The organism is Vibrio sp. 1751 (assembly GCF_033339895.1).
Classification (GTDB): domain Bacteria; phylum Pseudomonadota; class Gammaproteobacteria; order Enterobacterales; family Vibrionaceae; genus Vibrio; species Vibrio alginolyticus.
The window spans coordinates 20,145-39,208 of sequence record NZ_JAWOVM010000024.1 but is presented as its reverse complement, the minus strand read 5'-3'; the positions used below and the strand labels follow the sequence as shown (position 1 = coordinate 39,208).

Sequence of the window (19,064 nt, the reverse complement as noted above, 5' to 3'; positions counted from 1 at the left end):
ACTAAAATGAAGTCAGAAGTATGCCCAACGCTTAGAATAATTTCCAAGTGCGATGGTGTAATTGAGATTCAGCCACCAGAACCTTGTGCAACGTTTGGTACTCAGCCGTTTTATATGGCCTTTCAATGTGTTCAGTGGTTTATGAGACAAGAATAGACAGAGCGAGCAGTGATGTTTACCAGTAGAAAAAAGGCCTGACGATGTCGTCAGGCCTTTTTCGTTTCGCCGATCTTTTTAGCGTTTGAACGTTACTTGCTCTGCTTGTTCAAGATGAATATGAGTTGTCGCAGGCTGTGTTTCTGCAATCACTTTACCGTGACGAACAGAGTAACGAACCGGCACTTGGCGACGTACTGCGTCAAAACCATTTTCTGCGGGAAGAATCAGTAAACTACCAGGTTTGCCTTCTTCAATGCCGTGCTTATCTTGAATGTTCAGTGTACGTGCTGAATTGGTGCTGATCAGATCCAGTGAGTTGTTGATTTGGTCGTAACCCATCACCTGGCACACGTGCAGACCCATATGCAGCACTTGCAGCATGTTTGCAGTGCCTAGTGGGTACCAAGGGTCAAATACATCATCGTGTCCAAAGCAGACGTTGATGTTGGCATTCAGCATCTCTTTCACTCGTGTTACGCCGCGACGTTTTGGGTAATCATCAAAACGGCCTTGTAAGTGAATGTTCACCAATGGATTTGCCACGAAGTTGATACCGGACATGCGTAATAAACGGAACAGGCGAGATGCGTATGCACCGTTGTAGGAACCCATCGCTGTGGTGTGACTGGCCGTAACTTTATTCCCCATATCAAACTTGTGCGCTAATGCTGCCAGTGTTTCAACGAAGCGAGATTGTTCGTCATCGATTTCATCACAATGCACGTCGATCAGACGGTCGTATTTTTGCGCTAATTCGAACACGTAGTGCAGCGATTCAATGCCATATTCGCGTGTGAATTCAAAGTGTGGAATCGCGCCAATCACGTCCGCACCTAATTTGACGGCTTCTTCTAGCAGCTCTTTGCCATTTGGATAAGAGAGAATTCCTTCCTGCGGGAAGGCGACGATTTGGATATCTACCCACTCTTTCATCTCTTCACGCACTTCTACCATCGCTTTTAGGGCAATTAGGGTAGGGTCTGAAACATCGACGTGGGTACGAACGTGTTGTACGCCGTTTGCTATCTGCCATTTTAAGGTTTGTTTTGCGCGCGCTTTCACGTCTTCAATCGACAGCATTTCTTTGCGCTCAGCCCAACGTTCAATACCCTCAAACAATGTGCCAGAGATGTTCCAGCTAGGCTCGCCTGCGGTTTGAGTTGTATCTAAGTGAATGTGTGGCTCGCAGAAAGGCGCAACCGCCATACCGCCTTCAGCATCGATGATGTCACCGTTATGACTAAGCTCCACATCGTTGCTTTCAATGCGCTTGAATTGACCATCTTCAATCAAAATTTGCTGCAGACCTTCTTGTCCTTTTAGCGTTATGTTTTTGATCAGTAGTGTTGTCATGATGGTTCCTTACGCTGGCTGTGTAGCCAGTGCTTTTTTGTTAAGAATAGGATTAAGAATCAGGAAGCTAATTGCGCCGCCAAGTACAGCGTTAATCGGCACTACGCCAGGCAGGAAGTGTCCCGCACCAACGCCAATCACGACAGCGATAATGCCAGCCCAGTTAACGTTTTGGAATTGGGCGGCTTCAAAGTTTGCGTAGCGTTTACGGTTCGTGAAGAAGTCAGCGATGATCACGCCGCCAATCGGTGGAATTGCCAACGATAAGAAGGTCAGCCAGCCAACAAAGTTATTGTAGAGCCAGAGAGCGCAAAGTGTGCCAACAAGACCGTTCGCCATTGAGATGTATTTACTTGGTAAGCTTGTGATGTTGGAAAATCCAAGCCCCGATGCGTAGAGCGCGTTGTCGTTGGTGGTCCAGATGTTCAAGCCAAGAACGATGATAGCTGGAATAAGAAGACCTTGCGCGATCATCACTTCAGAGATGTCTGATTGACCCGTCACCGACGCACCTGCCGCGCCAAAGATAAACATTAACGAGTTACCGATGAAAAATGCCACCATGGTGATCATCACGGCGCTGCGCGGCTTTTTGCCAAAGCGTACGAAATCCGCCGTTAACGTACCTGCACTAACAAAAGAGCCGACAACCATCGCGAGTGCTATTGAAAAATCGAGTGGCTCGCTTGGTTGAACTTGTTGTAGTTCGCCAATACCGCCAACGCTCTTTACTGCCTCGATGACAGAGTAGCCGCCAAGTAGTGCAATCGCGGGAACGGCGATTGCTGACAACACCATCAGTGCGGAGATGCCAAAGTAAACGGTCGCGGTCATGAGCAAACCGGAGACGAGGATCAAAGTATTGGTATCGATGCCCGTTGCTTTGTGCACCGGAATCGCAAACATCGCGACACCAACTCCAAACCACCCAACTTGAGTACCGCCAAGAAGAGCAGAAGGAAGCCAAGAGCCTTTAGAACCAAAAGAGAAACGAGCAAGAAGGTGAGTAGAGAGACCAGTAGAAGCGCCGATGTAACCGAGGAAAGAAGTGTAAATGCCGAGGATTAGGTTACCGATGAGAACAGCGAGGAAAAAATCATTAAAGGAGAGCCCAGTACCGAGAGAACCCCCAGTCCACATACTTGCGGAGAAAAAAGTGAGTCCTAACATCACCATGGTTAGTGACGCCACGCCTTTTCTGGCCGTGTTGGGAACTGGTCCAAGACTGTAGTTATTGTCTCCAGCCATTATTACCTCCGCACATTTAAACATTAAATTATAGCACCTGATTTTCAGGCAAACGGCGCGTATTATCGTGATGTAAATTTAATAGTCAATGATAAAATTGCAATTTAAACGTTTGCTTAGTTTTTTGTGTTTGTTTTTTCACTTAATAACAATGGCTTAGTTTTTAATTTGTAAAATTGAAAAGATTGGTTTTACGTATTTTTTATGATTTATAGACAGGTTTTCTATGTAAAATGAATGTTTTGAATTGCTATTTGTTTTTATGGATTAAATTTATCTATAACTCTGGATTGTTCAGTCGATTTCTATGAAAAGAAAACGTTTTCATGATGAGATTTTTGGTTTGGACGTTATTTGTTCTTTTCTTGGGTGTGCTTTCTTGGTTTTATTTTGTGTAGGTGATTTATTTTTGTTGAAACTAGTATTTCTAATGGTTTAGTGGGCAAATATTTGAATTTTATAAACAGTAAACAATCTGTTGTGGGCAAAAAAAGTACAACCGAGCTCGGTCAGAGGATGAGAGAGCAATAGCCACATAAAAAAATAGCCAACCGCAAAGAGTGCGATTGGCTTATATACATGTGAACAAAATCAAGTTCACTAACAACGTCAGTTGGCTAGGTGACCCTCGGCTTAAGAAGGGTCGATTTATATAATGCAGTTACTGTGCCAACTTTAATATGCCCTAAAATACGTAGTTTCTGTGACATGCGTTGCTTAAAGTTTGAGTATGTTTGCAATTTGCAACTGCGTTATGCAATTTGACTCTATTATGCTAATGATTGATTAATAAACAATGAACCTTTTAAAGCATGACTAAACTCGCCGTTCCTAAAAAGGCGAAAAAACCAACGACATCTGTCACTGTTGTTAGAATCACCGAGCCAGCCAAAGCGGGGTCCAATTTAAACTTATCCAGAATAATGGGAATCAGCACACCAAATAAAGCTGCGGTAATAATATTGACGATAATGGCGAGCGCGATGGTTCCCCCTAGAACCGGAGATTGAAACCACAATCCGGCGAGCCCGCCGATGATTAACGCCCAAGCAATGCCGTTCAGAGAGCCAATACCCAACTCATTTTTCAAAAGCTTGAAGCGGTTACCTGGGGTGATCTGATTAAGCGCCATCGCACGAATCATTAGAGTGAGCGTTTGGCTGCCAGCAATGCCCCCCATGGATGCAACAATTGGCATGAGCACCGCCAAAGCCACTACCTGAGCAATTACATCTTCAAATAGTCCGATAGTGACAGACGCCAAAATCGCAGTAAGCAAATTGATGCCTAACCAAACACCGCGCTTATGCGAGCTTTTTAATACTGGCGCAAACAAGTCATCGCCTTCATCCATACCTGTACCGGCCATCAAACGTGCTTCGTAGATTTCACGCTGTGTACTCAATGCAAACTGCCAATCGACTTCACCGATCAGTGTTTGGTCTGCATCAGTTACAGGGAGAGCGGGCAGTGTGCTGTGTTCTAATGCCTCTACCGCTTCAGGAAGCATCATTTTACTGTCTAGCACCGTCACAGCCTCAATAACGAGTGTTTTTAAGCGAGTATCGGGGTCACCACGCAAGATATCGAAGTAGTTGACCGTTCCACGATACTGTTTATTACGATTAATCAGATACACCTGTTGAGGCGTGTCGTAGCTATAGCGCTCCATTAACTGCTTAGCTGTCCCAATCGTAATGTTGAAGGGCAGGGTGATGATCTTACGTTCAGCCCAGTGGCCGAGTTCTTCATCAGCATACTCGTTTGCTTGATCGTAAAGTTCCAACTCATCTTTTTCTATCAACGAGAGCGCTTCGTTGATGATCGACTCTGGCAACGAATCGGCCCATTCGATGAGCGACAAGTTGTCGAGTTTAGCGAGAGTGAGCTTTAGCTCGACTTCAGATAACGCATTGATGATAGAGAAACGTACGTCCGCACGCATTTCCGTTAACACGTCGATATGTAGCTCTAGTGGTAAAGCTCGCCATAAGCGAACACGATCGTCGATTGGAAAGGCTTCTAGAATCAGGGCAACCGCGCCGGGCTCGAGGCCCGCTTCAATAGATTCATTGAGCGTTGCGACTTGATCCGCTTCTTCGGCTTGGCCAATTTGCTGGATTAGAGTGGAGAGATCTTGAAACTTGCTCACCGAGTACCCCGATAGTTAATTCGTTTTATGGAAGTATGGCATGTTATTGAGATGCACAACTATGCACCTTAACCTTGCTCAAGGTACTTGAAAGTAACAGAAAAACAATAGGCTATTCGCTGTTGATGGTGAGATATGGCTGTACCAATTGGCGAATGTTCACTTTTGCGCCAATACGGGCTGCCAGCAAGTACATTCCGCCGATTTTTCTGTGTAAAAATAGGGCATCTGCTGGTGGAGTATGCCAGTATTCTTGCTCCATGCTTAGAATGGTGCCAGCCTCGCGAAGCTTTTGTGCTAAGCCGCTGGCTTTAAAGTCATAAGGCTCATCAACTAACATCGGTTCACATGCCATTTTCACTAGATCGAGAATCGCTTGGCGTTGGTCTGGAAGGATGGTTTGGCTGAAGAAGCCTATTTGTTCAAGCGCATTATTCAAGCCTTGTTCGTCATTGTTAACGACAGATGCGAAAGCTTGGCGATAACCAGTGCTGAACCGCTCGCTGTACTCTCGAGTGGCCCCGAAATCTAGCAAGCCGATTTGACGAGTGTTTTCGATATATAAGTAGTTGGCGAAATTTGGGTCGGTTTGTACCATCTTAAATTCGAACAGCTCCCTGAACAGTAATTCGAGTAGGCTGTGCATGACAAAATCTCGCGTACTCTGATCATAATGTTCGATTTGCTCAATCGGGCTACCATCAATGAATTCCATCGCGAGAACGGAGTCTGAGCAACTTTCAGTATGAATCTTGGGCACCACAAAATGAGGGTGCTCCTTCAAAGCGTCATGATAACGAATGGCAAATTGTGCCTCTCGTGCGTAATCGGCCTCGTCATGTAGCTGCTTTTTCGCTTCTTCGAGCAATCCTTTGTAGTCGACAGACTCGGGAATCAACCCAACGACCTTGAGCAGTGTACCGACATTATCGACGTCGCTATCGATACTTTTCCGTATGCCCGGATATTGCACTTTGACGGCTAGGTTATCGCCCGCATCGCTGTAGGCTTGGTGCACTTGTCCTATTGATGCACTGGCGATTGGTTTGAAGTTAAATGACAGAAACTCAGCTTTCCAATTCGTTCCTAGCGAACTTTCCATTACTGCGTTGAGTTGTTTTGCAGGCATTGGGTCTGCGTTGGAACGAAGACGGGAAAGAATATCGGCAAGTTCAGGTTCTAAAACACCACCAGCATCCATTGATAGCATTTGACCAAGCTTCATTGCAGCGCCACGCAGGTGAGCAAGTTGGTCAGTTAAGCGCGCGATGTTCTGTGGCGTCAGCAAGAGGTCTTTCGCTTTTGGTTTGTTGCCTTTGGCTATCTGCTTCGTGCCTTCTGCAATCACATTGCCTGCGACACGGGTAGCAAGTGAAGCGAACTTGCTGAATCTTGAGATGCGATGGGTAGGTAGGCTTCTTTCCTTTGCCGACATGAATCTTCTCCGCTATTTACTAACTAATTGTTATACGGGAAAAGGATATGTTTGGATACAAATGAAAAGAAAACCGCCAGCGTAACTGGCGGTTTGCGAGTTTAGATAGAGTAGAAGAAGTACAGTTGAGACTTCATTCGGATGATGATCCCGCGAATCACATCTAAGAAGGCCATGAAGCCTATCGGTTTTTCACCGCTGACCCATGCGAGGCCAACAGAGCCAACAGGGATGTCGTAGCCTTCTGGCTCATCAATCTTAAGACGAACAAAGTGGTGTTTGTTCTGTAAGTTCTTTCCAGTGGTGACACGTACGGAATCATCGAAACCCAGTAGATTACCTTGTGACTCACCTGTTGCTTCAACAATGCCTTCGACGGTCGCTGAGAAGATCTTACCTGGGTAAACGGACGAAGAGAATTCCGCTGGCTGACCCGGTTTGATGTTACGAATCGCTTGGTGGTTCACTCGCATCAGTACGTACTTCTCGTTGGTGTACATATTAATACGTGGCATCGCTGATACGCGCTGACCTTCACGCAGGATAAAGTTAGTTACAAAGCCATCACTAGGTGCATGCACTTTGGTGCTGTTCAAATCCCATTGTGCTTTTGCAATTTGCTCTTCCGCTTGACGCAATTCAGCCTGCTTCGTTTCAACCGCTAACTCCGCTTTATGAATCGCCAGCTTCGCACGTGAAATATCGACTTGTTTCTTCTTGATTTGAGATTCAAGAGTCAACACATTGTGGCGAGCCATGTCTACTGTGCTCGACTGTTTGTCGATGTCGCTTTCCGTGATGGTGTTTTGCACCACTCGGTTTTGCTCAACATAGCGAACTAGCATCTTTTTCTGCAATTTGTAGTCAACTTTCGCCGCTTCCAACTGGCTCTTTGATGTTTCTAGATCTTGCACTAGCGCTTCGTGGTTAGCTTCTTCAATCTCGATGTCGCCTATTGCTGTAGCTAATGCAACGCGAGCAGAATCAGCGGATACGTTCGCTTGATTTAATGCGATGTTGTATTGCGTTGGGTCAAGTTCATAAATGAGCTGACCTTCTTTAACTTGCTGATTCGGCTCAATGTAAATGTGGTCAACTTTACCTTTTACATTGGTTGAATCTGGACGCAATTGGATGTGTGGCGACTGCACGACAGAACCGCCGGATAAATCCATCGGGGTGAAGTTAATCAAACCTACCCAGACGAACATTAGCCAACCCAAGCCGCCAAGATAAGCGAACGATTTGGTTGCTTTGTTCCAAGGCATGCCAACCAAACGCAACAGATAGATGAAGAGTGCCCATACCGCTAAACCTTCTAACATTATGCTTCCTCTTTTGGCTGTGTTTCTGTTTGCGGTTTACTTTTCCATGTATCACGCAGATTGATGATGGCTTTTTCCATATCAACGAATGCAAAGATCACGGCTAGCACCCAAACCCAGTGCCAGACAAACCCTATCCAGGTCAGCGCAGTGATGAGCCCTATCTGATGATGGTCTTTGCTGTGTGCTTTATTGATAGGCAATTCATGGATTTTCCAAAAGCCGTAACACGCGCCCGCGACACTCGCAATTAAAACGACAGCAGCGACAACATGTAACGCCGTATCTGCGCCTGTACCGACAAACGGGACACTCAGTAAACTCATTAAACACTCCTCTATCAAACTGTTGGCGTATTGTGATCTGAATTTGATTTGCGGCTTTCTTTGTGACAGATTCAATCACTACAGGATTAAATTTGATGTGATTGGTTATGAAAACGGTTCGGTTTATTCGCGCGATGGGCATTCTAAACATGCATAACCTCGCGTTATCTAAATACAATTTGGACTCGGATGAGTTAGGGATCCCAGCATCGGTGTTTCGTAACCCAATGACACTGATCCCGCTAAAAGCCGTTGCGGAATGGTACCGTTGTGTTGAACAAGCCAGTGGTGACCCGGATGTGGTGTTGAGTCTCAGCCGAGGTATTGAACTGCAAAAGCTAGGGCCAGTGGGACGCTGGTTATTCTCCGGCAATGATTTAGCCAGTACCATTCGGCGAGTGAATTATGGTGTGAGCAACCTACAATCAGGGGCGTTTTTTGCTGGCGAACAGTCGGGTAAAATCATCAAATGGACTTACCACAACCCGTTTATAGAAACGTCAGTAAAGGTGCACGATAGTATCCGCTGTGCGGTATTTATGATTAAGGTGTTACGCGAATTTCTTGGCAAAGATTACCAGCCTTTACGTGTCAAGGTTTCAGGCTCGAGAAAAAATACTGAGCGATACCGGGAATATTTCGGCTGCGAGGTGGAATGGAGTCAGCCAAAAACAGAGATATGGATCCCGGGAGATGACCGACTAGCTTCTCGCCAAGTGAGCCATCGAGAAGACAGCCGTCTAGCGATGAGTTTTTCCGATTTGGATGATTTGCTTAATATGCCCGACCCAGAAGATGAGTTGAAAGTGATTTATGAAGTGGTGAATTACAGCAGCCATTATGGATTGCCAACGTTAGAGCGCGTGTCTTCTCTGCTTGATTTATCTGAACAGCAGTTTCAACGTCGTTTGCATAAATTAGGGCTCAATTTTTCGACGGTTTCTGGCTATGTATTGAGTAATATTGCAGCTGGTTTGTTGAGTAAGCGCGTGAGTATTGATGACATTGCCACGCGCCTTGGTTACACCAATGTGGCGAGCTGCAATCGTATGTTTAAGAAACATCGTGGATTAACGCCCAAGCAGTATATGGGAAGATTAGAGAAGTAGTGCTCCACTTATTTCTATGAGTACAAGCAATAAAAGCCCTCAAAAAAGTAGAGGGCTTTGTTTTTTGTGTGTTGTTGTTTTATGTAATGGCTATTTTTTAGGGCGCCAACTTAGTGCACTTGCAACAGCGCCGATGGCAACTACATCCTTTTTTTGTTCGCTAAGTTCAGGGAGCATCTGTACCGCAATGGTACCGTTCGTCTGCACAGCGGCAATTTCTTGTGTGCCTTCCTTAAAGCTATAACCCAATGGAATGTCTACCGCCATCATGGCGTCAGGACTAGTATGTACAGTTTCTACATTAAAGTGGGTGCTACCAATACGCACTATGCCTGTCTCTTTTTTCTCAAAGCTGATGTCGATGAGAGCCGATTTTGGCTCCATCGCAAACTCACCGACTTTTTTACCATCTTGAGTAATGTCACAGGTGTAAGGATCATTCCCACCAAAATCGACGCCCATGTAGTTAACCGACATACCGCCTCCGGTGCAGTTCAAAAGCCAAGTTTCCCCGCTGTCGATACGAGTCACTTCTGCGCCCATTGAACCTTCTTTGAAAGAGATACGGTTAAACCAACTTGAGTTAGAAGCACTGCGTGAATACTTGCCTTTGTACTTACCAGCAAAATCAAAATGGCCATCCGCACCGAATCCCCAAAAATCACCGTCGGTTTTGATCAGCATTTCTGGTTGTGCTTTTACGGCATCAGTACGATCCATGACGGCTAGGCCACCACAACCAGCAAGGAGCAAGGGAGCGAATAGAATAAGTTTCTTCATGTTTTTCATTTTTTATAGCTTGGTTACATCTAGGGTTTGGTCGGTGAATTGGATGTTCTGAATGTCGTACAACTCGTCAGTGCCTGTACTCGGGCACTCAACAGAAACGCTCTTTGCTTTGATAACAGTACATTCCGCCAGTTTGTGTGGCACTATATAGGTGTTGATACCGCCTTCACCATAAATGCTGTTGTCTTTGCTGTTGCCTTCAAAAGTATTGTTTTGATCATTACCGATCACATTCATCGCGTCGCCGCCAATGATCTTCACTTTTGTTAGCCACTGAGATTTGTAGGTGTACGCTTCTATCAAACCGTCTTTGTTGGGAGCCATACGGAAGGTAGGTACTGTGCCTGGACTTGTCTTTTCTGTGTAGAGCTTGACGCCCGCAGAGTCGATATTCGCGGTATATTGCAAGTATCCGTGGAATAAGCCACTGATCCAATCAACGGCTTGTGGATCTTGGGTTTGCATTTCTTCACGCGTTAACGCTTGGTAGCCATCTAAACCATGTCCGTTTGCTTTTGCTACACCCATGTAAGCTTCAAAAGCGGCAGCAAAATATTCGTGAGAATATGAAGGGCCCGTTTGTTTCACACTTTCAGGATCGAAGTCGTCCGATTTCCAATCGTCCCAGTCATACTGAGTAGGGCGCCACACCGTCGGTTTGCCCGATTGAATATCGTTATAGATGCTTAACGCATGAGCTTGAATGTCATTTTGCAGTGCCGCAGTCGCCGTGTTAGGTGCAATACCTTGCGCTTGGACCAAGTGTAAAATTTCTTCAAAAGCGGCGTCTCGTTCGGCTTTTTTACCAAGATTGGCGCAGTAATCGGCAAAATTACTCATGTAATGGCAATCGCCTTCAACTGTCAGTTCTCGATACATTAAAGATTGGCTATTCCTTAGCCAGTTTGGTGTTTCTTTACTAGTTACTAATGTTGACGCGATAGATGTGACAAGTGTATCCATATCATCTTCGTTAAGTACCATCATGCTTACAACAAACTTTTCTAGAGAACTCGTATCAAAAGAGTGTGCTAAGCCCGAGCTTGTAACTGCATCGTTCAATTTGCCTTGGCGAATCAGTTCGTTGATAAAGATTTTGGTTAGCATCTCATCATTCTGTTCGTCGTTTTCGGTCAGCATTAGTGTGGCATCACGCTCGGCTAATGTCTTAGCGATACGAGACTTGTCAGCACCGTACTTAGAGTCTGGTTGGTTTGTGAGAAGGTGTTGGATGATTTTGGCTGCACGAAAGATTTTTTCATTATTCGCACCGTCATCAACAGCCACAATGTGAAATGTATCGTTGTTGTTTGCTTCGGAAAGGGAGATTTTCACATAGTGGGTGAAGCCAGCATCAGCAGCCACTTTTAACTTGGCTGGAAACTCTGTAGAAACGACAGTTGGGATTGTGACAGTGCTCAATGTTGGCATTGGTGGTGGTGGAGGTGTTGTTTTCGATGGTTTCGGATTAGATTCACTGCCGCCACAAGCAGTTAGACTTATCGCGCAAAATATGGCTAAAGGTGTTAATTTGGAATATCTCATTTCATGTTACTCGTAGACTTTATTAGAGCAAGAAACTTAGAAGCAACATAAAGTCCTGTCTATATAAGCAAACTAAGTCATATATGTTGATATTGTTTTTTGGTAAGACCTATTATTCGATACATTTAAAAATATAGTGGATTTTTATTCCGAATTTTATTTTCTATGTGAAGCTATATTCTGGTAATGAATAAAACCTCAGGTTATTGCATGGTTTTAGGGGTATAGAATGATTAGGATTATCGTATATGTATGGTTTGTAAGCGTATGTAAGCCTGCGTTTTATTAAAATTATCATTTAAGTAGGTTGCGCAGTATAGGACGAGCGATATACTCCCTCCATCATATTGGTGGAGTAAATGATTCATGGTGGGTAATACAATCTTACTGGTAGAAGACGACTCTGAGATTGCTCGATTAACCAAAATGTACCTCGAAGCCGAAGGATATACGGTAACTGTCATCGATAACGGTCAAAATGCATTAGAAACGATTAAGGGGCTCAAGCCGGACCTAGTGCTGTTAGATTTGATGTTACCAGGAAAAAATGGCGCAGAAATATGCCAAGAGGCGCGTAAGTTTTATCATGGTATTATCATTGTTTTGACTGCGACCGATGATGAAATGAGCGAGGTGAGCTTATTTAAGTTTGGTGCTGATGATTACCTTACCAAACCGATAAAAGGCAATATCCTTCTCGCCCGTATTGAAGCAGCGTTGCGTCGCTATTGTCGTCAAGTTGATATCGTTGAAGAAGAAAAGCTGAGCCGATATGGCATTAGTCTTTGTCTTCGTCGCTCCCAGGCATTTTATTTGCAAAAAGATATTGGTTTAACGAGTTCTGAGTTTGAAATTTTAGAGCTCCTGATGCTGAATGTCGATAAGCCAGTATCTCGTGAATCATGTTGCCGTCTTGCCCGAGGCATTGAATACTGTATTACTGATCGCTCGATTGATATGCGTATATCCTCACTAAGGAAGAAATTCTCTAAGGCTCATATCCATACGGCTACCATTAAAACCATACGCCACCACGGCTACATGCTGACAGGTAAATGACGCATGTTTTCCCTGTTTACTCGTCTATATGTGGGGTTAGTAACTGGCCTTGCGCTGACTGTTGCTTTGTTTCTCTTTATGGGGGAAGAGTACATGCGCAAAACAGAAGTCGGTGTTTTTTTGAGTGATGGTGCTTATTTTGTCGATCAATACATTGAGCAACGAGGCACTCCGGATTCTCTCTACAAGAAGTTAACCGAAAACGGCAAGCAAGATTTCTTTATCTTTGATTTAACATTGGTTGAAAACTGGGACGGATCACCGCCTTGTCGAGATTGTAATCTGTTGTACCGAATGCAAGGGATACCTGTTTATCTTATTGACGGCAGTACCTATGCTGCGGTATTCCCTTTGCCTAACACTTCGAAGAGTTTAGTTTTCAAAGAAAAAACGGACTTCTTTAGCCCACACGTTGATTGGAATGAAGATTCTGAGATTGTATTTATACTTACTCTGCTTTTGGTTGTTGTATGCAGTTTAGGCATTATGGTTTACATACCTGTACGACGTCTTGACCGCCAAATTCGGCAATTAACGGCTGCGCAACAACAATTTGGTGCTGGTGAGTTGAATACGCGAGTCGATCTAAAGCAATTTTCGCAACCCGTAAAAGAGCTCGCCCAAGGCTTCAACTGCATGTCTGAAGAGATTGAGAGACGAGTGCGCCAAACACACATCTTTACTCAAGCTATTCCTCATGAAGTGCGCACTCCGCTGAGTCGTATTCAGCTAGCGACGGATTTAGCTCGACGCACGAGTGGTGAAATGCAGGCAGAGTTACATGACGATATTGAACGATACGTTGATGTCGTGACGGATTTAACATCCGACATCGTCATGCTGTCTCGCTTGAGTGTGAAAAACCACTCATGGATCGATTCTGTTGAAACCATGGAACTGCCACTTTGGTGTAAAAGCCGCATGAATTACCTAGGCTTAGAGTCCGCCATGTTGAGAGCAGAAAATGAACTCGCGAACCGATTGATTCACTTTCAGCCTACTTTGGGTAACCTCGTCCTCGATAATTTACTGCAAAACGCCAAGCGTTACGGTGAATCCTGCGTTGAGGTGACGATTCGAACGGTAGCGGATTGCTGGAGCATCGATATTGAGGACGATGGTCCGGGCATCCCTGAGGCGATGCGAGAAGAAGTATTTATGCCATTTTCGCGCTTAGACAAAAGCCGCAACGCCGACATGAAAGGCTTTGGTTTAGGGCTTGCCATCGCTACCAGTGCAGCGCGGCAACTGGGGTGGGAGCTTTCTGTCGGCGAGAGTCACTTAGGCGGCGCACGTTTTACGGTGCTTATTCCTGCCAACGGTTAGAGTAGGCACTGCGGTAGTCTGGCTCTGCGATACCTTCATACAAATCGTCACAAGCTTGCAGCGGACCTACGACGGTTTGGTAGGGTAGGACACCTGCCCAAACAGGGATGTCCATGTCTTCCGCATCGTCGTTGACGCCAAAATTGCTGATTTTCACCGATGCTTCTGTGAGTGGAATACGCAGCAGCATGGTGGCTTTGAGTTCTTTTTCATTACTCAAACGGATTTGTTCTGTTCTCCCCGGAGCGATCTGTTCAATAAAGTGATTCAGCAACCTGTCTTTCTCTTGGTTATCTTCCACCACCTCAAACTGGCCAAAGACCACAGCACTGCGATAATGCGCACTGTGGTGAAACGCACTTCGAGCCAATACCCAACCATCAAACAAAGTAAAGGTTAAGCACGTTTGCACTCCTTGTTTGAGTGAGCGTAACAGTCGACTGTTGTTGGCACCATGGATATACACGTAATCATCGACACGCCATGCCAGCATAGGGATGACCACAGGGCCTGACTCGTTGGTTATCGCAATATGAGCGATTAGGCTTTCATCTATGATGGCGTGCAGTTTGCTAACATCAGAGACGGCTTTATGTGCGCCTTTCTTAATTTCCGTTCTATTGGTGTTGGATAGCATTTTCTCTCCTTGCTTGCTCACGATTACGAGCGATTTATCCTCATTCTTTGATTGCAATGTAGCGTTTAACTGGTAGCTTAAAGAGAGCCAGTTTTAACTAATGGATGGATCCAGTTTGTCTTTGATTGATATCGGTGACCTACATTTAAAAGACAGTGAAGGAACGCGTCAGCAAGCGTTGTTTTTGGCTATTCGCAAGAAAATTGTTCAAGGACTGTGGGTGAAGAATGGGAAGCTGCCTTCTACGCGGAAGCTTTCACAAGAGCTTAATCTAAGTAGGAATACCGTGATTTCTGCCTACGAACAGTTAGTGGCGGAAGGGTACTTGAACAGCCAAAAAGGTTCTGGCTTTTATGTTGCCGTAGAACTGCCAGAGCAGTACTTGCCTGAACCTAGTTCAGTTCAGAGAGACTCATCACCGAAAGCTCACTTTGATATCAACCGCGCATTTGCACCGGGTGTGCCGGATTTGGACGCATTTCCGATGGCGCAATGGCAAAAGTTACTCACTCGCCATATGTCTCGTACTTGCTTGTTGGGGAATCAAGATATTCAGGGTAGTTGGGCATTGCGCTGTGCTTTAGCTGACTACCTCGCATCAAGCCGTTCAGTGAATTGTTCTCCAGAGCGCATTATTATTACCTCTGGGGCGCAGCAAGCGTTGTCGATTGCGACGATGGTAGTGCTCAAACAAGGTGATAAGGTTCTGATGGAGCAACCAGGTTACGCGCAAATGCGGAAGTTGATTCAGTTCCAAAACTATCAATTTGAGCCTTTGTTCGTAAGAGAGAAATTAGGTTTTGATGTGGAAGCGGTGACCTCAAGCGATGCCGATGCGCTGTATATTACACCAAGTAATCAATATCCGATGGGCACCACACTCAATACCGAGCAAAGAGGAAAGATCATCAACTGGGCGGTCGAACAATCAAGTTGGATCATCGAGGACGATTATGACAGCGAATTTCAGTTTGCTCATCGTCCCTATACCAGTTTACAGGGGCTAGCAGCTCAAATGGGTCGAGATGATCGCGTGTTGTATGTGGGTTCCTTCAGTAAAGTGATGTTTAACGGATTGCGGCTTGGCTACCTTGTAGTTCCTGAACGTTTAGTAGAGCAATGCTTAGTGGTTAAGGATGCGTTAAGTGGTGATTCGCCGATGCATACACAAGAAGCATTGGCAGATTTTATTACTGAAGGTGGGTTATTACGTCATATTCGAAAAATGCGTCGACTGTACAAAACTAAGCATGAACAGATGCATTTATCCATTCAACAGCATTTTGGCGACCATGTTTGCGTCGTTAGCCAAGCGGCGGGGCTTCATATTACGTTGAAATGGCAAGACGGTATGGATGAGCTGCGTTTTACAAAACTAGCAGAGCATGAAGGGATCATCTTGCGACCTTTGAGCTATTATGAACACCCAGATTTTCAAGCACGTCACTGGCATGGTGCCGTGCTTGGTTACGGCAATATCGCGTTAGAGAACATAGACGCTGGTATCCAACGTTTAGCTCACATATTTCGAAATGGGAAGCGATGACTATTCAACTACACGTGTTTGTCGCTTATGTCGCCACTGTTTCCAAGGCAATAAAAGTAGAGTAAAAATGCCAAGTGCATAAAACATTGACCAGCCTAAACATATAAAAACACCGGTACAAAGCAGTAGAGAAAGTCCCGCAAGCGCTTTACCAAATCCTCGAAGCAATTTAAAAGCGGCTAACATCGCCAACATGTAAACCAGAACGAATACACTGTTTGCGAGTTTTAGGAAAAACTCCAGATCGAGCTGTGATAGGGTTCCTATCACACAAGATATCAATAATATGCCGCCAACTAATATGGTGGCTGAGAAAGGGACACCACGACGTGAAATCTTGGCTAGTGGACTAGAAGGACGATGTTCACGAGCTTGAGCCCAGACCATTCGCGCTAGACTCTGTGTGTATAAGTTAACGCTCGCGAAACAAGCGGAGAAACCTATCAAGCTGATTATCCATTTGGCTCCATCGCCTAGTAGTTGGGCACTAAGCCAGGGGATGGATGCGTTATCAAATTGAGCGTTACCATACGCGCCAAATTTTAAAATAACGACAGAGCATGCCCAATAGGTAGCCCCTGCTACAAAACAACCGACCACAATGGCAATAGGGAAATCTCTTTGAGGTTTTTTGAACTCTTCCCCCATATGGGCAAAAGCCTCTATGCCAACAAAACACCAGAACATCACGCCTAACGCTGCGGTAATAGGCCAAATTGACTCTTGTGTGATGGCGGGCATCACAAGATCGGCGCTGTTAACGTCGCCTTTCCATAAAAATGCGCCAACAAGTGCGAAGACACTCAAAGCAATAAGAGTTTGTAAATGACCTGATGATTTTGTGCCCATCAAGTTGACGAACACAAGTAGTACTACCGTCAGAATTTGTGCAAACAGATTGTTGCTAATAGGCTCTGGCAATATTTGTTGTAGGAAGCCTGCGGCGAGTGCAATCGCGGCCGGAACCCCTACCGGAATGACACTAACAAATAGCCAAGCGACACTACTTTCCAGTTTGGCGTTAAAGGCTTTGCGTACAAAAAAGGCTGTTCCGCCCGCGTTGGGGTATCGTTTACCCAGTTGAGCAAAAGTCAGCGCAATAGGACAAATCGCGATGAACAATAAAATCCAAGCCCATAGTGAAAAATGGCCAGCTATACCTGCTGCGATAGCCGGGATCATAAACAGCCCCGTTCCCATTAATGTGGTGGATAACTGTGCGATACCTGATGTGAGTGAAATGTCTTTTTTGAGCTCTTCCATGCGAATTGATTCATCCAATGTTATGAGGGTTATTGCGAAAAAGCTTGTGGCTTCTGGTTATTTCGTTTTATGTGTTTAAGCGATGCTATTTATGTGCTGAGTACTTAAGGTGGGAATTTGATTTCAATGTGTTATCTATTTTCTGTTGAAATGGATAACAGCACTCATCTCATGCCCGCCAAATAGCATATCCAAAATGTTAATAACAAAATGATTTACTAAACCGTCAATATGACGGTTGTTTTAAATAATTCCAACAAAATGTTGGTTTCTTATGCAGTTAGAATCGGTATAGAATGAGAAAAATAAGGAAAGCTTGGTAACGGTATGGACAAGTTTGATCATAAGATTGTGGATCTGCTCAGGCACAACGCTCGGCTGTCGGTGACTGAAATTGCGGATAAAGTAAACCTTTCTCGTTCTGCGGTAACGGCCCGTATTCGTAAGCTAGAGCATGACAAAGTGATTCTAGGGTATCACGCTGAAATTGCGCCTTCGGGTGGGGATTCGATTTGCGCCTATTTTGCCTTAAAGTTCGATAAATCAACCTCTACGTATTATTGCGAATCATACGCGGACGAGTTATACAAAATTGATGGCGTAAAATGGTGTCATGCGATCAGCGGTGAGACGGACATGATGGTTTTTGTCGAAGTGCCTACGATGGCTCGCTTGAACGAAATCAGAGATCAAATTCAACGATATCCAGAGCTTCGAAACCTGATGACTCATACCGTCTTAGCTGAATTCTTTAACACGACTGGGAACCTGTTTGTGAAGTGACCATGAATGAATGCCATGTTGAAAACCCTTCTGAGCGAATATGTTAAACAACATTAATTTGAATCTACTTAGATCCTTGCATGTACTTTTAGAGGAGTGTCATGTCAGCCGGACCGCAGACCGTTTGCACATTACGCAGTCTGCCGTCAGTCGACAGCTTGCACAATTGCGCGATCTGTGTGGTGACCCACTGCTTATTCGTCAAGGTAATCAACTGATACCAACGCCACGAGCAATAGCGTTAAAATCAAAGCTTGATGCATTACTGGCTGAGTTTGACCATTTACTCGATGACCAACCTTTTGAGCCGCGGCAGTGGCAAGGTGAGCTTGTTATTGCTTCTAGTGACTACGTGGCGCAATACGTATTGCCCGATATTGCCTCTCACTTGGGTGAACAAGCGCCACAGCTAGATATGGCGTACCGACTGTGGCAACCCAACTTTCTTGATAAACTTCATGAGACGGGCATCCATATCGCGTCTTCTATGTATCCAGAAAAACCACAGAGTGTGTCGAGCGTTAAAATTGGTGAGGATTCATCAGTCTGTTTGATGAAATCTTCTCATCCGTTAGCAAAGCAGGACCAGATCAGTATTGAAGACTTGATTTCATATTCACACATCAAAGTGACTGGCGGCGGAGACAAAGATTCCTACACTGATTTAGCATTGAAAGAGCTAGGGCACACCCGCCACGTTACCTTTAAGGTTCCATTCTTCTCTGCTGCGATCAATCGCTTAGTTGCAAGTGAGCACCTGATGGTGGCTCCTGAACATATTGCCGTTAACCTCGCTAAGCATTGGGACTTAACCCATAAAGCATTACCACTCGAAACACCTATTCATCAATATTGGTTAATGTGGCACCCCAAATACGACACGGATCCTGCGCATAAATGGGTGCGAGAAGAGATTCGCTCAGTAATGCAAATCTCTGAATATTCCATTCGCTAATACGTACACCGTTTAGCCATGACTTGAAGTCATGATTAGTATGAATAACTTTGA

General features: G+C 45.0%; 16 protein-coding genes. 6 read left to right on the top strand and 10 right to left on the bottom strand.

Annotated features, from left to right (window positions below):
* Nucleotides 1–234 precede the first annotated feature (234 nt).
* From R7041_RS10445 to R7041_RS10420, 6 genes are all read right to left on the bottom strand, one after another.
* A complete protein-coding gene (locus R7041_RS10445; RefSeq protein ID WP_033906360.1) occupies nucleotides 235–1,512 on the bottom strand; it encodes a cytosine deaminase in 1,278 nt (425 codons plus the stop codon).
* 9 nt (nucleotides 1,513–1,521) lie between these two features.
* Nucleotides 1,522–2,760, bottom strand: coding sequence for a cytosine permease (gene codB / locus R7041_RS10440; protein ID WP_064369372.1), 1,239 nt, complete (start codon nucleotides 2,758–2,760; stop codon nucleotides 1,522–1,524).
* Between the two features lie 805 nt (nucleotides 2,761–3,565).
* Nucleotides 3,566–4,912, bottom strand: a complete 1,347-nt coding sequence (locus R7041_RS10435) for a magnesium transporter (protein WP_064369371.1) — start codon at nucleotides 4,910–4,912, stop codon at nucleotides 3,566–3,568.
* Between the two features lie 112 nt (nucleotides 4,913–5,024).
* Nucleotides 5,025–6,347: an ABC1 kinase family protein gene (locus R7041_RS10430; protein WP_258512306.1), complete on the bottom strand. Its 1,323-nt coding sequence runs from the start codon at nucleotides 6,345–6,347 to the stop codon at nucleotides 5,025–5,027.
* Between the two features lie 101 nt (nucleotides 6,348–6,448).
* Nucleotides 6,449–7,672 (bottom strand): HlyD family secretion protein, encoded by a 1,224-nt coding sequence (locus tag R7041_RS10425; RefSeq protein WP_017635161.1) that lies wholly within the window; start codon nucleotides 7,670–7,672, stop codon nucleotides 6,449–6,451.
* On the bottom strand, nucleotides 7,672–7,998 hold the full coding sequence (locus tag R7041_RS10420; protein WP_017635162.1) for an MFS transporter: 327 nt from the start codon (nucleotides 7,996–7,998) through the stop codon (nucleotides 7,672–7,674). Before R7041_RS10420 ends, R7041_RS10425 begins: the two co-directional genes overlap by 1 nt.
* Nucleotides 7,999–8,105: 107 nt before the next feature.
* On the opposite strand from R7041_RS10420, the gene R7041_RS10415 reads away from it, so the two are divergent.
* On the top strand, nucleotides 8,106–9,107 hold the full coding sequence (locus R7041_RS10415; protein WP_017635163.1) for an AraC family transcriptional regulator: 1,002 nt from the start codon (nucleotides 8,106–8,108) through the stop codon (nucleotides 9,105–9,107).
* 90 nt (nucleotides 9,108–9,197) lie between these two features.
* Here R7041_RS10415 and R7041_RS10410 read toward each other — a convergent pair whose 3' ends face one another.
* Both R7041_RS10410 and R7041_RS10405 read right to left on the bottom strand, forming a co-directional pair.
* Complete coding sequence (locus R7041_RS10410) at nucleotides 9,198–9,887, bottom strand: hypothetical protein (protein WP_258512305.1); 690 nt, start codon at nucleotides 9,885–9,887, stop codon at nucleotides 9,198–9,200.
* Between the two features lie 12 nt (nucleotides 9,888–9,899).
* The gene (locus R7041_RS10405) at nucleotides 9,900–11,441 is read right to left on the bottom strand and encodes a hypothetical protein (protein ID WP_064369369.1); all 1,542 of its coding nucleotides are present in this window, start codon (nucleotides 11,439–11,441) and stop codon (nucleotides 9,900–9,902) included.
* Between the two features lie 366 nt (nucleotides 11,442–11,807).
* Here R7041_RS10405 and R7041_RS10400 point away from each other — a divergent pair, with 366 nt between their 5' ends.
* Together R7041_RS10400 and R7041_RS10395 are read left to right on the top strand one after the other, a co-directional pair.
* A complete protein-coding gene (locus R7041_RS10400) occupies nucleotides 11,808–12,500 on the top strand; it encodes a response regulator transcription factor (RefSeq protein WP_005373624.1) in 693 nt (230 codons plus the stop codon).
* 3 nt (nucleotides 12,501–12,503) lie between these two features.
* Nucleotides 12,504–13,826 (top strand): ATP-binding protein, encoded by a 1,323-nt coding sequence (locus R7041_RS10395; protein WP_064369368.1) that lies wholly within the window; start codon nucleotides 12,504–12,506, stop codon nucleotides 13,824–13,826.
* Here the strand turns inward: R7041_RS10395 and R7041_RS10390 are convergent.
* Nucleotides 13,807–14,463, bottom strand: a complete 657-nt coding sequence (locus R7041_RS10390) for a pyridoxamine 5'-phosphate oxidase family protein (protein ID WP_064369367.1) — start codon at nucleotides 14,461–14,463, stop codon at nucleotides 13,807–13,809. The genes R7041_RS10395 and R7041_RS10390 overlap by 20 nt on opposite strands.
* Before the next feature lie 100 nt (nucleotides 14,464–14,563).
* On the opposite strand from R7041_RS10390, the gene R7041_RS10385 reads away from it, so the two are divergent.
* Nucleotides 14,564–16,009 carry a PLP-dependent aminotransferase family protein gene (locus R7041_RS10385; RefSeq protein ID WP_064369366.1) on the top strand — a complete coding sequence of 482 codons (1,446 nt, stop codon included), beginning with the start codon at nucleotides 14,564–14,566 and terminating at the stop codon, nucleotides 16,007–16,009.
* Here the strand turns inward: R7041_RS10385 and yjeH are convergent, their stop codons facing one another.
* Nucleotides 16,010–17,272 (bottom strand): L-methionine/branched-chain amino acid transporter, encoded by a 1,263-nt coding sequence (gene yjeH / locus R7041_RS10380; RefSeq protein WP_206949615.1) that lies wholly within the window; start codon nucleotides 17,270–17,272, stop codon nucleotides 16,010–16,012.
* Nucleotides 17,273–17,599: 327 nt separating this feature from the next.
* Here yjeH and R7041_RS10375 point away from each other — a divergent pair, with 327 nt between their 5' ends.
* Both R7041_RS10375 and R7041_RS10370 read left to right on the top strand, forming a co-directional pair.
* The gene (locus R7041_RS10375; RefSeq protein ID WP_005373615.1) at nucleotides 17,600–18,055 is read left to right on the top strand and encodes an Lrp/AsnC family transcriptional regulator; all 456 of its coding nucleotides are present in this window, start codon (nucleotides 17,600–17,602) and stop codon (nucleotides 18,053–18,055) included.
* A 40-nt stretch (nucleotides 18,056–18,095) separates the two neighbouring features.
* The gene (locus tag R7041_RS10370; protein ID WP_017819875.1) at nucleotides 18,096–19,010 is read left to right on the top strand and encodes a LysR family transcriptional regulator; all 915 of its coding nucleotides are present in this window, start codon (nucleotides 18,096–18,098) and stop codon (nucleotides 19,008–19,010) included.
* Nucleotides 19,011–19,064 lie beyond the last annotated feature (54 nt).

What these genes read in the sequence shown, in the direction of transcription:
- R7041_RS10445 (WP_033906360.1), bottom strand. Translation starts at nt 1,512, where the DNA reads ATGACAACACTACTGATCAAAAACATAACGCTAAAAGGACAAGAAGGT.
- codB (WP_064369372.1), bottom strand. Translation starts at nt 2,760, where the DNA reads ATGGCTGGAGACAATAACTACAGTCTTGGACCAGTTCCCAACACGGCC.
- R7041_RS10430 (WP_258512306.1), bottom strand. Translation starts at nt 6,347, where the DNA reads ATGTCGGCAAAGGAAAGAAGCCTACCTACCCATCGCATCTCAAGATTC.
- R7041_RS10425 (WP_017635161.1), bottom strand. Translation starts at nt 7,672, where the DNA reads ATGTTAGAAGGTTTAGCGGTATGGGCACTCTTCATCTATCTGTTGCGT.
- R7041_RS10420 (WP_017635162.1), bottom strand. Translation starts at nt 7,998, where the DNA reads ATGAGTTTACTGAGTGTCCCGTTTGTCGGTACAGGCGCAGATACGGCG.
- R7041_RS10415 (WP_017635163.1), top strand. Translation starts at nt 8,106, where the DNA reads ATGAAAACGGTTCGGTTTATTCGCGCGATGGGCATTCTAAACATGCAT.
- R7041_RS10410 (WP_258512305.1), bottom strand. Translation starts at nt 9,887, where the DNA reads ATGAAGAAACTTATTCTATTCGCTCCCTTGCTCCTTGCTGGTTGTGGT.
- R7041_RS10405 (WP_064369369.1), bottom strand. Translation starts at nt 11,441, where the DNA reads ATGAGATATTCCAAATTAACACCTTTAGCCATATTTTGCGCGATAAGT.
- R7041_RS10400 (WP_005373624.1), top strand. Translation starts at nt 11,808, where the DNA reads ATGGTGGGTAATACAATCTTACTGGTAGAAGACGACTCTGAGATTGCT.
- R7041_RS10395 (WP_064369368.1), top strand. Translation starts at nt 12,504, where the DNA reads ATGTTTTCCCTGTTTACTCGTCTATATGTGGGGTTAGTAACTGGCCTT.
- R7041_RS10390 (WP_064369367.1), bottom strand. Translation starts at nt 14,463, where the DNA reads ATGCTATCCAACACCAATAGAACGGAAATTAAGAAAGGCGCACATAAA.
- R7041_RS10385 (WP_064369366.1), top strand. Translation starts at nt 14,564, where the DNA reads ATGGATGGATCCAGTTTGTCTTTGATTGATATCGGTGACCTACATTTA.
- yjeH (WP_206949615.1), bottom strand. Translation starts at nt 17,272, where the DNA reads ATGGAAGAGCTCAAAAAAGACATTTCACTCACATCAGGTATCGCACAG.
- R7041_RS10375 (WP_005373615.1), top strand. Translation starts at nt 17,600, where the DNA reads ATGGACAAGTTTGATCATAAGATTGTGGATCTGCTCAGGCACAACGCT.
- R7041_RS10370 (WP_017819875.1), top strand. Translation starts at nt 18,096, where the DNA reads ATGTTAAACAACATTAATTTGAATCTACTTAGATCCTTGCATGTACTT.